The following is a 14,514-nucleotide window of genomic DNA, read 5'->3' as shown; positions in this document are numbered from 1 at the left end:
TGTTGACGCGCCGGGCGCTGGCGTCAACATCGGCGCGTTGCGCTCTGTTCGTGAGGGAACGGTGATTCACTTGACCCTGATGAACGCCAGTGATGTCCAGGTTCAACTGCTCGGCAAACCGCGAGTTCTCCGCGGTGGTGAGGAGGTTCCCCTCCCGCCTCGTCCGCTCGCCGTGCTGGCCTTCGTTGCGTTGTCCGATGGGCGCGCCGTGAGCTACGCAAGGCTGTACGACGCTTTCGGTGTCATTGGCGACGTCGGGGGACAGACCACGGTTCGCAGCCATGTGTCCAGGCTGCGCAAGGCTTTGGGGCCGGAGGTGATTCCGCTGCGCGACGACGTCCGGCTCGCGATCGAACCCGGGAACATCGACGTTCACCAGTACGAGTCGCTGTTGGCGGCGGCGCGATCCCTGCCGCGACGGGCGAAGCTGGCCATGTTGCGCAAGGCTCGCGACCTCTGGCGTCCCGGCTGGCCGCTCAGCGACTGCGAAGCCCTGGCGTCCCAGGTCGAACGGCTCGGCGACAGCCGCAGGGCGCTATACCTGGAATTGATCGATACGGAGATCCGGTGCGACGAACCGCATGAGGCGGTGACCTCCGCCGAGCGCGCTATCACGTTGTGGCCGATCGACGAGCACGTCTGGAGCACGCTGTTCCGCGCGCTGTCGGCTGCCGGCCGCGGCCGTGAGATCGAGTCGGCGTTCACCCGGTACCTGACCAACGCGAAACGGCACGGCATCGGCGCGTCCTCCGAGATAAGGGCTGCGGTGAGGGAGCACCAGCGTGCGGGGACGCCTCCGGTCGCCAAGTCCTACTCGGCGCCGTACCAGTTGCCGCCGTTCGTCACGGCGTTGCGCGGGCGTGATGCCGAACTGGCGCGGCTGGACGTGTTGCTGGGCGAGGACGGTTCGGCGGCTCCGGTCGCGACGATCACGGGGGCTGCGGGAGTCGGCAAGACCGCGGTCGCGCTGGCGTGGGCGACGCGGGTAGACCGCCGCCGATTCGTGGACGGCCGCCTTTACGTCGACCTTGCGGGCTTCTCCGGCCGCACCCCGGTACAGCCGGAGACCGTGCTTTCGCACTTTGTCCGCTCGTTCGGCGTTGAACCGGTTGGGTGGCCGGTCGAGGACCTCCGCTCCGCCTATCGGTCGATTCTCGCGGACTCCGCCGTGCTGGTCGTGCTGGACAACGCGGAGAACTACGAGCAGGTGCGAGATCTGGTCGCGGTCGGGCCGAGGAGCAGAACGGTCGTCACCAGCCGGTCGGCACTGCACGTTCCCAACGCCTGCGAGATCCGCCTGCCGAAGCTGCCTGAGGAAGAGGGACTGCGCTTGCTGGCGGACCTGATCGGCGAGAAACGCGTCCGTGACGAACCGGCTGTCGCCAAGGACATCGTGGCAAGGTGCGGAGGGTTGCCGCTAGCCATCGAGATCGTCGGGGCGAAGACGTCGCAGCGCGAGTCGCACTCGTTGCGCAGTGTTCTGGGTGAACTGGATGGCGCCGGTGCGATTCTGGAGATCAAGACCGGCGACCGAGCCACCCTGAGAGAAATGTTTTCCTGGACCTGCAACGCCTTGAGTCGCAACGCGGCAAGGGTGTCGCACGTTCTCGCCTTGCACCCCGGCAGTTCGGTGCGCCCGGAGGTCATCGCCTACCTGGCGGGGTTGTCCGTGAGAGAGGTTTCCGCAGCACTGGACGAACTGCTGAGTGCTCACGTCGCGCATGCCGCCGAAGACGATCGTTACGCGGTGCACGACGTCATTCGCGAGTACGCGCTCACGACCTCCGAGCCCGAGTTCGCCGAGCACGTGCGCGAAACACTGTTGAAGTACCTGCTGTGGTTCGCCATCCGCTGCGACCGGGTGCTCGGCTCAGGACGTGACCTGCCCGTCGGTGAGCCAGAGAACGACGTGCCGTTGCCGCGCCCGGCGACGCGGGAGGAGGCGATGAAGTGGTTGCTCGCCGAGCACCAGGCGTTCACCGACGTTTTGAAGGCACCTGTCTTCGCTGCTTGGTCGTCGTACCGATGGCTTCTCCCCGCCGCGTTGTGCACTTTCCACATCAGGTCCGGCTTCTGGCGCGAGTCCGAGCAGCTGCTGCGCGACGCGCTGAAGGTCGACAGGTCGTACCTGGGGCGGGACGCGGCCCGCTTCGACGCTGTGAGTCATCGGCTCGTCGGTCTGACGCAACGGAAGCTGGGCAGCTGGGAGCCGTCGATGTGGCACCTGCGCCAGTCCGTTCGCATCGCGGAGACGGCAGGGGCAAGACTCGACGTAGCGAACGCACACCAGCAGTTCGCCGTTGTTCTTGAAGACCAGCGGCGGTGGGACGAGGTTCTGGACCACTGCGCGGCCGCGTTGTCGATCTACGAGGAGCTGGGCGACCGACGGGGCATCGCCCACGTGCTCAACACGATGCTCAGCGCTGACCTGGCCACGGGACAGCTGGAGCGCGCCGAGGAACGGGGTGCCGAGGCGCTCGCGGCGATCGGTCATGTACGTGACGACTACGGCAAGGCCTCGATCCACCGCAACGTCCTGCGGGTTCATCGGAAACTGGGCGCGTGGTCCGAGATGGCGGCGCACGGCGAAGCGGCGGCGGCGCTCTACCGCGAAGACTCCCCGGCGAACGAGGCCCGCGTTCTTGTGTCGGTGGCAGAGGCCCGCCGACGACTAGGCAGAGATGCCGACGCCGTGCTCGCGGCCGATCGCGCACGCGCACTCTTCAAGACCCTGCCTCATCTCAGGGACAGCGACAAGGCGGCGTTGGCTCGCCTGGAAGAGATAATGTCGGAACGCTGATCAGTCCTCCACGAGTGCGCTGGGTTCGACGACCTCCGGCGCTTGCTCGGGGTCCTCCTCGTCAGCTGCCGCCACGGGCAGGACGTACTCCTGTGCGTGGCGGGCCAGGTGCAGCGGTAGGGGCAGGCGCAACCAGTCGAGATGATCGGGTGCCTGCCGGAACTGGTGCAGCGCCATCGCGATCGACTCGGGATCGTCACCGGCGTCGGCCTCGCACGCGAGAACGGCGAACTCGACCAGTGAAGGGTTCCAGCCGGGAACCCCGATGTCCGTTGTCGGCTCACCCTTGTTGGCACCCGTCCGCATGGGACGGGTGCCGAGTTTGTCCGCCACCGCGGCGGCCTTGCCGGCGGTGGAGGCCTTCGATGCCGTGCTGTAGAAGACCCGCGCGTCACCGGCCTGGTCGCCCCGCTTCCACAGGCCCTTGGAGTAGCCGTTGACCTCGTCCGGGTGGTCGACGCCCCACCACGTGCCCGTCTCGCGCTGATCATTGGTGCGGACGCGGACCAGCTTCAGACCGGGGCCGATGCCGGACGGCGGAGCGATCCCGGTCCGGATCAGGTCCTTGCGCACCACGCCGTCCTGCAGCCACGTCCACTGCTGACGCGCGTTCTGGCTGTGCGCCATGAGCACGGTCGGCCGGTCGACGACCTCGGGGGAGCGCAGGACCGCCTGCAGGAAGCCGTCCAGGGTCTCTCGTTGCTTTTCGAGGTCGCGGGTGTGAACGGACCACGGCACCCATTGCAGCCGTGGATCGTCGTCGAGTTCCTCGGGCGCGACCCGGGCCAACGCGGGCAACCTGGTCAGCAGGCGGGGGTAGGTCGTCCAGCCACCGATGCCGTGGACCGCCTCCGGATCCCAGCCCAGCACATGCTCGCCCTCGTCGGCGCCGGGACGGACGAGCACGGCCACCGGCAGCTTCCGGCGTGGGCAGGAAGGGCTGTCCCGCCGGGTGCTCGCCATCCAGAGCGCGAGGTACTGCGTGTCGGCAGGCAGGCCGGCCGGAACGTCCGGCAGAGGCACGGTGGTGGCTCCGGCCTGGCGGAACCCGTCCAGCCAGGACGACCTGGCGCGGTGATCCCGCTGCGGCCCGCGATCTGCGATGAACTGGGTGAACACGCCGGCGTCGGCGCAGCCCAGCCGGATGGCGAACTTCGGATCGTTGCCGCGGTAGGCGAAGCTTCGGCGTCTCGGGATCTCCACGAACGACAGGGTCGGCAGCGCCACACTCGCCCCGTCGCCGGCCAGGAACTTCTCCAGTGCCTTCCTGCGTTCGCCGATGGCCACCAGCCGGTCCTGGCGCTTGGTCCGGGACTTCCTGTTCACACCGAGCGAACCGCCGAGCGGGCCGAGGCGCAGACAGCGGAGACGGACCGTGAGCTCCGGGCTCTCCCAGATCAGCAGCACCGGCGAACCCGGTTCGCTCGTTTCGTGATCGATCTCGCCGTGCTGCCCCGCGCCACCGTCACCGGTGAGCCCCAGGGTCGCGATCAACGCGTTGATCGCCGAGTCGCGCACGGCTTGTGACTGCCACAGCAATCTCGCCTCGAACACGCGCTCGCCGCTCTCCGTCCGGTGCGCGCACAGGGCGCCCAGCGACTGTCGAAGGCGCTGGGCCGCTGCGGCGTCCGCATCGTCGCGCCGACTCTTCGGCACAGGCCTGCGCACGTTCGCGGGTGCGTCCTGGACGATGTCGGAGCGCACGAGGTCGGGAACTCTCCGAAGCTCGGGGAACAGGCCCTCCTGTGCCCACTCGATGATCTTGGACCGCTGCTGCGACATCAGCCCGGTGGCGATGTCGTGCTTGCCCATGGCGGTCGAGTGGACGACCAGCGCCTCCAACTTGTCGTTGCCCCGCAACCACGGTTCAGGGTCGCTCAGGAGTTCGTCGACTCCGGGGAACCTCCGCGTACCGGCTACTCGGTTCAGAAGGTGCGCGGGACCGCCTCGACGCCAGTCCGGACGTTCGGCTTCCCTGTCCCACATGAGCTGGGCCACGCCGTAGCGGTCGCTCACCGGTGCCTGGGGGAGCCAGGGAACCGTCGGCCTCAGGTAGACCGATGTTGCCCGGCCGAAGCCGAGCTTGAGCCTGCCCATCTCCTCGTCCGGATGAGTCGCCCAGCGGCGGATGCCGGTGTGCAGGTGGATCTTGGGCAACGGATCGAACGGCACGGTGTGCACGGTGACGTGGAGGTACACCGAGAACCAGGAGGTCCTGCCGCCGAAGTCGTGGTCCAGCGGTTGCGACATCAGTTCGGCGCCCTGCTGCCGCGGGCCCCGGGCGACGGCCCGGAACCGAAGCTGACGGCCGCCGTGGCGAAACGGAGGCAGCTGCTGGATTCGTCGCGCGAAGTGGTCGGCGAGGAGCACGTACTGCAGGCTCGTCGGCGCGGCTGTGCCTCCGCTGCTGACATCGGCGCGCAACAGGGGGATCGTCGCTTTGCTCCACTGCGGAGGAGTGGCGCTGAGCCGATCGAGGAGCCGGCGGGCGGCGAGCTCGTACTCGTCACCGGAGCTCAGACCGGTGATCCAGAACTCGAGAAGCCTGGTGAGAACTCGCTCCGGCAACGGATTCGGCCGCGCGGCGGGGTGGTAGAGCCATCCGTGCGTGCGCGGAACACCGCGGTCCCATCCTCGCCGCATCACCGAGAGATCGGATGCCAGGGACTGGATGAGCCCGTTCAGCTGGTACGTGGGAGCCGCGCGCAGGGGCTCCCCGTCCTCCCTGACGGAACCGAGCAGGTCTGCGACACCGGCGAAGTGCTCGGGAAACGCCAGGGCGTCGAAGTCCATCGCCAGGTCGTCGTAGCCCGGCCTCGGCTCGTAGACGCCGAAGCCGATCCTCTCGTACTCGAACCCCATGATCACCGGTCCTCGGTAGCGGCCCGCCGGGCCAGTTCGAGCTGGGACTGGAGGAACATCTTGTTCAGCCCGTGGTATATGGGGGCGTACAACATCCGCACGAGCTGGGCGTCGGCACCGTGCGATGCGAAGAACGGCTCCAGCACGTCCTTGATGTTCACCAGGAGACTTGTCGCCGGAGTGTCACGAGGTTTCCTCTTCGCACCGGTGGCTCCGGGCGCTCCCGCCGCAGCCAGTCGCGGCGCGAACTTGGCGTCCACGAACACGACTCTCGCGGGCACCCCACCGCGGACGAGCCTGCCGATTACCTGCCACATGGTCACGAGCTGGTCCCAGGCGAACGAACGGCGTTCGGCGGCGGACAACCGGAGGTAGGAGTACCTCCTGGTCAGCAGCTTGCCCCAGCGGGCACGCGCGAGGTCGCGAAAGGCCTTGCCCGCCGCGTCCAGCGATGGCGCAGCGCTCACGAGCTCGCGGAAGCTCGGTGGAGTGGTCGGAACCAGAGGCTTTTCCAGCGTTCCCCGCACGAACCGGGTCACCCAGTCGTTGATCGCGAACACCGCGAGGCTCAGGTCGGTGGGCACGGGATGAGGCCGGACGAGGAAAAACGCGACCCCGAAGGCTGCCTTACCCACCCTGTTGAGGATGTTGTGACCGCGTTCGACCGCGAGTAGAGGCGCGACGAGGACCAGCGCGTTCGGATCGTCGGCGAACCGCGCGACGCTGCCGCGGCGAATCGAGCCCGCCTTCAGCCGCCGGGTGTCGCCAATGCCAGGCGCCGCGTCGTCCAGGTCGGCGTCGTCGGCGGCGAGCACGTGAACACGTCCCTTCCACCGGCCCATCCCGTTGAGTTGGTCGGCCGCGATCTCGGCTTCGCGATAGCTGCCGACCAACAGCAACGCCCGTCGGCGCTCGTGGGGGACCTCGTTCAGCTCTTCCTGGAGGATCGGGTGCGCGCCCGGCCGTTCCTCGCCGAGCTGCTCGATCATCATCTTGAGCACGGCCGGACGGACACTTCTGGGCTGGCCCGACAGGCTGATCGGTACGCCCCTGTCGTAGAGGAACCTCGTGGTGAACACCGACTCGTTGACGGGCTGAAGCCGTTCGTCCCGCGGCCGGAGCACCAGTTTCACCGTCTCGGGGACGTGCGCCCTCGTCGAGGTGCCGGCCCAGCTGGTGCCGGACATCAGCAGGGTGTGCGGGCCGGACCTCTTCCGTTGCGGGTCCGCTGTGAGCCCCGGCAGTGCGACCAGCAGTTCCCTGCCCACACCTGCGCAGCGGAAGAACCGCAGCGTCCCGGTGAGGAGGTCCTGGTCGGGGTCCGAGGCGTCGTCCGGGATGTACTGGAAGCCCAGCAGGTTACCCATGGGGGACTCGGGGATGAGAGGTGAGTAGTCGAGGGGCGGCCTGCGAACCAGTTCGTTGTCGGTCAGTTCCAGTCTCAGCGCCGCCTCCACTTGAGGCCAGAGGTGGGTCAGCTGGTTCAGCCGGTGGTGCAGGGCCGTGACCAGCAAGACGAACTCCAGTTTCCACACGAGTTCGTTGACGTGCGGGGTGGGGAGGGCGCCGAACAGCGCCTGCAGCACGGTGGCGAGCTTGCCGCGCGATCGAGAGGGCGCCAGCGTGTGGAGAACGTCGTGCAGTGACGCGACCAGCAGGTCCGTTTCGTCGTCGTAGGGACCACGATCACCGAGCGGATCGTCGCGGAAGACGTCGAAGATGGCCTCCAGCCGGGTTCGCCGGTCGGTTGAGTCCGGTGCTGCGGCGGCGGAGGCCCGTGCGTGTGCGTGGTGGTCGAAGTCGTCGACGGCGAGGTCCTCGTCGAGAGAGGCGGCCGCGTCGTCGCCTTCTACGCGGGGGTAGACCTCGTTCAGCAGCCTTTCCTGCAGCGTCCACGAGTTGAAGAACTCGATGCCGACCCACTCGCGGACGTCCTTGCGGCGGATCAGCCTCTCGTGAAGCCTGTTCGTGGCGGTCGACACAACGCCGAGCGACGCGTCCCAGCGCCGTACGTTGCCGTCAGACAGCTGGATGCGTCCTTCTCTGGCGAGCTCACCGATGTTGTGGGAGTGGAGCTGGTCCAGCCAGGAGTCGGGTCCCTTGACCGCGAGCGTCGCCGACGGGGCGAACATCTCGTCGAGGTTCATCATCACCCTGTCGGACTCGTCGATGATCACGATGTCGCTGCGCAGGCAGGCGAGTTCCAGCTGGCGCAACCTGACGTCGCTGACGTGTGGGGAAAGCGGGCTGGTCACCAGCGACGCCATGTTCGCGACCCAGATGGACGCCTTTACCTGCGTGCGCGCCGCGCCGTGCCGCGGACAGTCATTCCACAATGGACAACCACGGGGCCTTCCGCGCACGGGGCGGTCGTCGTCCTCGTCGGGCTCGTCGTCGGACGGGACGTGCAGGCCGACGCAGGGTGCGTCGAGCAACCGTGTCGGTTCTCTCTTCGTCTCCGGACGCAGCGCGTCGAGGGGGCACGCCGTGCTCAGGAGATCGAAACCGGGTTCGCCGCGATGGTCGATGAGGGACGTCCTGCCCTGCGCGGTGAGCCGCCGGTGCAACCCCTGGATGTGACGTCCTCGCGTCGAGAACCCGATGACCGGTGCCGCCGCCGCAGTACCGAGTACCGAACAGAGGTACTCGGTGAGCCGCAGTTGCTCGGCCACGTCCCCGACGACGATCGTGACGTGCGGGGAGCGCGGGTGGCGAGCGGCCCACACCGCGATGAGCTGCATGAGCGTGCTCTTGCCTGCGCCGACGATGCCCACCGCGTTGACCAGGCCGTCGAGCCGGAAGGACTCGGCTTCGACATATCTGGAGCCGTCCTGCTCCAGAACGTCGAAGAGCACGTCCCGCAGGTGGGAGACCCAATCCCTGATCGGGTCGAACCCGAGCTCGTACTCCCTGCCCACCAGCCATTCCGCGGTGTCCAGCAGTTCGGCTCGCCTGATGTCGACAGGGTCGCCGTTGAACGCGGTGAGCCGGTCGACCGGATGACGTTCGGCGACCGGCATGTCCTCGACCAGGTCGCCGGGGATGTCGATGGTCGTGCGCTTGCCCCAGCGCAGGAAGTGGTAAGGACCGGCCTCGGCCATGAGCATCGTGTGGCCGAGGTGCTCAGGAAGCTCGGAAAGCGCCCGATCGTAGTGCTTCACCCGGTCGGTCGCGGTGTCGCCGGGGCCGATGAACACGGCAGGCCCCAGGTCTTCGGGCACGGTGTAGGCGCGGACCTGTGCGTCGAGCTGCCGATAGGCGTCAAGGGCGTCCCGCCACGCCTGCCGGCGGCGAAGCGGCCACAGCCGGTGGCGTGCGCATGCCACCATCCACTCCTGCTCCCTGGTGGACACCAGACCACGGATCTGCCCGAACGCATATCCGCCGAAGAGCACCCAGGCACCGTCCGCGCGCTCGTTCGGATCGAGGCGTTCCAGGAGGCGCAACCCCAGCTCGACCTGGCAGAGGAGGAAAGGCGTCGCCCGGGTGTCGTGGTCCGGCCAGTTCTCCTGCAAGCTATCGACCAGCGGCATGAGCCATGCGTCGGCGTTACGCACCCGCACCCCCTGGGACGAGCGCGGCCTCGGTGGTGCGCAGGACTTCCTCGTCGGTGACGACCTCCACACCGTCCGCCGGTCCGAACGCGCGGAATGTGCTCAGGTAGCCGGGATCCGCGAGCAGGCGTTCACCGGGGACCACCCGGTACACCCTGTCCACCGTGGACGGTTCGTCGATCGGCCGCTCCGTCACACCCGCCAGAGCGGCGTTGCCCCAGTCCACCATCCTGATTCCCCAAGTTCGACCGTGTGACAACAGGATTTGGAGGTCGTACGTGCCGAAGCGCGGCCACGGCTCGGCCTTCGCCCCCACCGCCTCCAGCCTCCCGGCGAGCCTCAGCACGGCCTGCGCCTGCCTGGACACGAACTGGCGGTGCCAGCGGTCGAGGTGGTGCAGCGGTCCCTCGTCGTCGGTCCAGCTGCCGCCGGACTCCACGACGTCCTCGCCGCACTTGTCGCTCTCACAGCACCACTCGTCCGCGCCGAGCGGAATCGCGAGGTGAGAGCAGCCACCGCAGGCCCGGTACAGGCCGCGATCGGCCCACCGCTCATCAGCCTTGCGGTACACGTTCCAGATGACGTCGTCGAGCAGGCCGAGCGGCAGCTCGAAGTTGATTGTGCTCACCGCCTCGTTGTCCAGCACCGGCGATTCCGCCAGCATCCGGCGGAACGTGCTGTACGCCGCCGCGTCCTGCCGTGCCTGGCACCGCTTCGCCAGGTCGTCGAGCATGGTGTCGACCGGACTTTCGCGAGGAAAGGCAGTGCCAAGGGCGGTTGCCGCCTCGAAGCAGAGCTCGGTCAGGTAGCCGTACTCCTCGTCGACGAAACGGCTTCCCGGGGCGAACAGGCCACTCGGAAGCGTGAGCGGCCAGTCCACGACCGGTCGTTCCTGGCAGAAGGTGACCATTCCGGGGACACTGGCCGGCGGTGCGGCCCTGTCCCGCAACGTCCTGAGCACCAGCCGATCGAGGGCTCGTTGCGCCTCGGCGGGATACGGGAGGTGGAACGCGGCGAGGTCCTTCACAGCGTCCAGTGCCACCAGGGCACGCGCCACGTCGCCGACGAGCTCCAGGTTCGGGTCGTTCAGGTTCACCGGCCACCCTTCTCGTGGGCGCTTTCCGCGAGGTGTGTACGTCCTGGTGCACACCACGCGAGAACCCGGCAGTCGCCGCAGCCGGTCGACGGGGTGGCCACGAACTCGTCGTCGTCCAGCAGAGGACGCATCAGCGCGCCGATCACCTCGCGTGCCTCGGCGAGCACCTCGGGCTGATTCGGATCGACCACTTCGAGCGAACCCCCGTCCGCGCGCAGGTGTTCCAGTTCGACGCGCGAGGTCTTGAACAGACCTTTGGCCGTGAGCAGCAGGACTCCCATTGCCAGCTGGGGAAACTGGCCGAGCAACGAGCCGCCTCTCCATGGCGGTTTCGACGAGGTCTTCGTCTCCCTCCAGATCCACGTCCCGTCGCGGTGGAACATCAGGTCCGGTGTCGCGATCAGGACGACCCGCAGGTCGTCGTCGTACGCCGCCACTGAGGGCTGCACCCTGGGCGGCGCCTGCGTCCTGTCCGACAGCGGGCAGAATGCCGTGTGCCGCATGAGCATCCTCGCGGCGCGCGACGCGTCCTCCGGTGGTAGCGCGGGGAACGACAGGTCGGTCATCTCATCCGGGCGGCACCGCGCCGCGGAGGCTTCGTGGCGCTTGTTGAGCCAGTCGTCGACCTCGCGGCCGAGCACGACCGGTGCCGGTTCGGACTTCTCCTTGTCCGCGAGGTGGTGCTGCCGCTCGAGGTGGTAACGGGCCGGGCATTCGTCGTAGGCGCGCAGGTCGGTCACCGACACGGTGCGCCTGCCCCGTTGTCGCGTCCGCAGGTCCGGCAGAACGGGGAACCTGGGGAGTGCGGTACAGCTGTTGGTGATTTTGCATTCGGCGCAGTCACCCCCGGCGATACGATCGTTGGCGTCCATGACCTTCATGGCCCGTCTCACCACGCGATCACCGAACTCGGCGTGCGTGGTCGAGGTTTCCCACTCGCCTCTGGGCTCCGCCTCGCCGGACCCGCCGCAGAAGGCCATCAACCGGACGCGCATCGGCGTCGTGTGGTCTGCGGGTGCCGCCGGCCCCACCGGTGTGCCGTGGGCCAGCACGTGCGCCGCGGCCGTCAGCTCCGCGGCGGAGCGCTCCTTGAGGTCGTTCAGGTGCATGAGCCACAGCTCTCGGAGGCTCCCGTCGGCGGAGCGGTACCGGCGGCCCCAGTTCGTCCACTCGTAGAGGTCGGCCCCGCGGCCGTCCCGCGGACGTTGCTCCTTGCTGATCACCCACTCGGCCTTGACGGGGATCAGCGCGGGTATCCCGGCTCTCTCTCGATGGTCCCGGAGGGCGGCCAGGTAGTGATCGAGTGCCTGGATCGTCCACTCGGCGAGTCCGGGGTGAACTCTCTTCCACGTGTTTGCCTGGGTGCGTTCCAGGAGATGCGCGACGGTTTCGTCTCGCGAAGAGCCCGCGAACTCCATGCCATCGAGCGATTGCATCAACGGCCCGAGCGTGAACAGCTCGAGCCGCGCCCGGAACTTGTCCTTCCCGGTCGTGCTGTTCCGGACGTTGAGCGCGACCGATTTCGGACACCTTCGATCGTCTTCCCGCAGGTTGCTCGCGCTGACCCTGATCATTTCCACGGCATGGCGAATCAAGTCGATCGAAGCCTTCCGGTCCGGATGACAGGTGGTGATGAGCATGGAACAGCCCCGCAGTCTTGGAGATGCTAGAGGAACTGCCGCCACGAGTGGTAGCCGGAGTCCGTCAGCTATACTCCGCCCGGCACGTGTGGCCTTCGGAATGAAAGCGCGGAGAATTGCGGATTGGTGAATCGGTCGGCGATCGATACCGCGTCGATCGTGCGATCGACGGTGGCGGGATGGCGCTCACGTTCATCGCCTTCGATCGGATCGCAGGTCGCGATGTCGTCGTCAAAACCCCCCGGACGGTTTCGGAGGGGGTCAACGCCAATGCCGAGAGGAAGCTCTTGGGCCGGTTCGCCCACGAAGGGAGGAACCTGGCGAAGGTCGATCACCCGAACGTTCCGAAGCTCCTGGACCAGGGCGTGCACGGGACGCGTCCGTACTTGGTGATGGAGTACGTCGACGGCATCACGCTGCACGACTACCTGGGGAGGAACTGTCCCAGGGTGACGGAGGTCGCCTGTCTGGCGGTGCCCGTGGCGCAGGCTCTCGTTGCCACGCACGCGAAGAACGTCCTGCACCGCGACCTCACCCCGAGCAACCTCATGATCACCTCGCAGGGCTGGGTCTACCTGATCGATTTCGGCATCGCCCTGGCCATCGACGGCGATCCGACGCGGTACACCGAGCTGAATGTCGGCACCGAGCCGTACATGGCGCCCGAGCGTTTCCAGGGAAAAGGGGACCTGCCCAGTTCCGATCTGTACGGACTCGGCTGCGTGCTCCATCTGATGCTGACCGGAACCGAGCCTTTCCGTGCGGTGAACGGCGGGCCGTCGCTCCAGCAGCACCACCTATATACCGTGCCGACGTCTTTGCGGCAACGCGTACCGGGAATTCCTCCTGAAGTGGACGAGCTGGTTCTGGGGCTCTTGGCGAAGGACCACGAAAAGCGGCTGACGAGCCAGGACGTGATCCGTGTATTCACTCCGTACCTCCCGAAGGAGGGGGATGCCGCACCCGACCCGGCGTTCGAGTTCGACCTGACGATCCCTCATCGGATCCGATCCGCGAACGACTCGAATCGATCCGGGCGGACCGGTGCGAAGCGTGATTTCGGTTTCTCTCGCCGCCGGCGCGGCACGTACCTCACCCGCGAGGTCGTTCACGAGCGTCTGGGAAATGCCGAAGAGCACCTCGTGAGCGGCGAGGTCGAGGCCGCCTTCGCGAAACTCCGCAACCTGTACGACGACGCGGTCGCCACCTACGGCCGGTCGCACGAGGTCGTGGCCGAAGTGGAGAGGGTGCTAGAGAAGGCCCGAGGACCAGTTGCCTGAGTTCTACGAGTCGCCGCGATCGCCGTTTAGCCGGTCGCCGGGTGTCGCAGGCCGGCGACCTCGGCCAATGCGTGGAGCTGATGTCCGGCGAGCTCGACCGAGTGCGGACCGCGCAGCGTCCCGTCGGTGGTCGGGTGCAGCCCGAGCACTGTAATTTGGGCTGGCGAGGGCAACCTCAGAAAGGGCGCCGAACCGTCCCCGAAGTCGATGGCGCCGTCGACCAAGACGCCGTCGCCAGCAGGTCCAGGTTCAGCTCGTCCCTGCCGTCGCTCAGGCGCACCTGCCGGTTCACCGGGTCGTCTGAGGCTCGGATGCAGTGCTCGCCCCGGTGTAGGAGCGCTTCCACGATGCCCCTCCCACTCGGACGTTTCCAGCTCGGTCCAGCCTGCCTCGGCCAGCGTGAACGTCAGGTGCTCCAGGACGTTCTCCGGGTAGCCAGTACCGACCGCAGCGCCGTAGAGGTGGTGGAATGCCTTCGTTTCCTCGGTCGTCGAAGTCCTCTGCCGCCTGTCCGAAGCACCGCTACCTGTTCCGCGGCCGGATTCGGTGTGACATCTGCGGCAGGAAGATGGAGGGCAGCCCACGCAAGAAAGCCATGTACTACCGGTGCCCACACGCACCCTGGCTCCGGGCTCTCCGGTGCTCGCGTCGCATCCCGGAGCGGTCTATTTGCGGGAGGGCCTTCTTCATGACGCCATCAACGGCTGACTCGGGCACTTGTTCGACCGGAAGAAGCGGAACCGGATCGTTGCCGCGCTGATGGACTCACAAGAACCGGTGATCGATTTCAGTCGTGCTGCCGCGAAGAAGAGGCTCGCTGACGTGGAAGCCAAGCTGACGAGATTCCAGAACGCCATCATGGCCGGCGTCAACTCGGCTGCGCTGGTTGAGGTGATCAACGATGCGCAGCGGCACGGGCTGCCCGGACGCCCGTTCCGGCACCGGTCGAGCGGGACATCGTCCAGATCTACGCGGCGATCGACTCCATCGGAGACGTCAGCGAGGCACTGCGAGGACACGCCCCGACGAGACTGGAGGAGCTGTACGACGCGATAGACCCGCAGGTCCACTACAAGCAAACCCCCACGAAGCTGATGTCTCCATCAACCCAGTGGGGGTGAATAGTGCTGGTGTCCGAGGGGGGACTTGAACCCCCACCCCCTTGGTGAATAGTGCTGGTGTCCGAGGGGGGACTTGAACCCCCACCCCCTTTCGGGGACTAGCACCTCAAGCTAGCGCGTCTGCCATTCCGCCACCCGGACCGGTGTGGCTGAATCATATA

8 protein-coding genes, 1 tRNA gene and 1 pseudogene are annotated in these 14,514 nt (G+C 67.3%); 3 read left to right on the top strand and 7 right to left on the bottom strand.

All coding sequences use genetic code 11. The annotated features are described in order from the left end of the window. The first annotated feature begins 79 nt into the window (after window positions 1–79). The gene (locus tag ADL03_RS42115; protein ID WP_231642840.1) at window positions 80–2,800 is read left to right on the top strand and encodes an NB-ARC domain-containing protein; all 2,721 of its coding nucleotides are present in this window, start codon (window positions 80–82) and stop codon (window positions 2,798–2,800) included. Here ADL03_RS42115 and ADL03_RS50985 read toward each other — a convergent pair whose 3' ends face one another. The 5 genes and pseudogenes from ADL03_RS50985 to ADL03_RS42095 all read right to left on the bottom strand — a co-directional run bounded on the left by ADL03_RS50985 (window position 2,801) and on the right by ADL03_RS42095 (window position 11,952). Continuing rightward, on the bottom strand, window positions 2,801–3,823 hold the full coding sequence (locus tag ADL03_RS50985; protein ID WP_369809087.1) for an RNAseH domain-containing protein: 1,023 nt from the start codon (window positions 3,821–3,823) through the stop codon (window positions 2,801–2,803). Window positions 3,824–3,826: 3 nt separating this feature from the next. After that, a pseudogene (locus tag ADL03_RS50980) lies at window positions 3,827–5,662 on the bottom strand (pPIWI_RE module domain-containing protein); the annotation flags it as partial. A 2-nt stretch (window positions 5,663–5,664) separates the two neighbouring features. Further along, entirely contained in the window at window positions 5,665–9,195 is a 3,531-nt protein-coding gene (locus ADL03_RS42105) for a hypothetical protein (protein WP_053739256.1), read from the bottom strand. A gap of 16 nt (window positions 9,196–9,211) precedes the next feature. Then, window positions 9,212–10,312, bottom strand: coding sequence for an HU-CCDC81 and SPOR domain-containing protein (locus ADL03_RS42100; protein ID WP_053739255.1), 1,101 nt, complete (start codon window positions 10,310–10,312; stop codon window positions 9,212–9,214). Then, a complete protein-coding gene (locus ADL03_RS42095; protein ID WP_082373989.1) occupies window positions 10,309–11,952 on the bottom strand; it encodes a PD-(D/E)XK nuclease family protein in 1,644 nt (547 codons plus the stop codon). Before ADL03_RS42095 ends, ADL03_RS42100 begins: the two co-directional genes overlap by 4 nt. 116 nt (window positions 11,953–12,068) lie before the next feature. Between ADL03_RS42095 and ADL03_RS42090 the strand changes: the two genes are divergently transcribed. Beyond that, window positions 12,069–13,232, top strand: coding sequence for a serine/threonine-protein kinase (locus ADL03_RS42090; protein ID WP_255353468.1), 1,164 nt, complete (start codon window positions 12,069–12,071; stop codon window positions 13,230–13,232). Window positions 13,233–13,701: 469 nt separating this feature from the next. Beyond that, complete coding sequence (locus ADL03_RS50975; RefSeq protein WP_369809085.1) at window positions 13,702–13,992, top strand: zinc ribbon domain-containing protein; 291 nt, start codon at window positions 13,702–13,704, stop codon at window positions 13,990–13,992. Here the strand turns inward: ADL03_RS50975 and ADL03_RS50070 are convergent. After that, window positions 13,919–14,302, bottom strand: a complete 384-nt coding sequence (locus tag ADL03_RS50070; protein ID WP_053739252.1) for a hypothetical protein — start codon at window positions 14,300–14,302, stop codon at window positions 13,919–13,921. The two genes, ADL03_RS50975 and ADL03_RS50070, sit on opposite strands and share 74 nt — an antisense overlap. Before the next feature lie 106 nt (window positions 14,303–14,408). Further along, window positions 14,409–14,494: transfer RNA gene (locus ADL03_RS42080), tRNA-Leu, on the bottom strand. Window positions 14,495–14,514 lie beyond the last annotated feature (20 nt).

It is taken from the genome of Nocardia sp. NRRL S-836, assembly GCF_001279525.1.
Lineage (GTDB): Bacteria > Actinomycetota > Actinomycetes > Mycobacteriales > Pseudonocardiaceae > Lentzea.
The sequence above is the reverse complement of the archived record's forward strand: the minus strand, read 5'-3'. Positions and strand labels throughout refer to the sequence as shown.

Excerpts from the sequence above, each read along its gene's own strand:
- ADL03_RS42105 (WP_053739256.1), bottom strand. The coding sequence starts at position 9,195 with ATGCCGCTGGTCGATAGCTTGCAGGAGAACTGGCCGGACCACGACACC.
- ADL03_RS42095 (WP_082373989.1), bottom strand. The coding sequence starts at position 11,952 with ATGCTCATCACCACCTGTCATCCGGACCGGAAGGCTTCGATCGACTTG.
- ADL03_RS42115 (WP_231642840.1), top strand. The coding sequence starts at position 80 with ATGAACGCCAGTGATGTCCAGGTTCAACTGCTCGGCAAACCGCGAGTT.
- ADL03_RS50975 (WP_369809085.1), top strand. The coding sequence starts at position 13,702 with ATGCCTTCGTTTCCTCGGTCGTCGAAGTCCTCTGCCGCCTGTCCGAAG.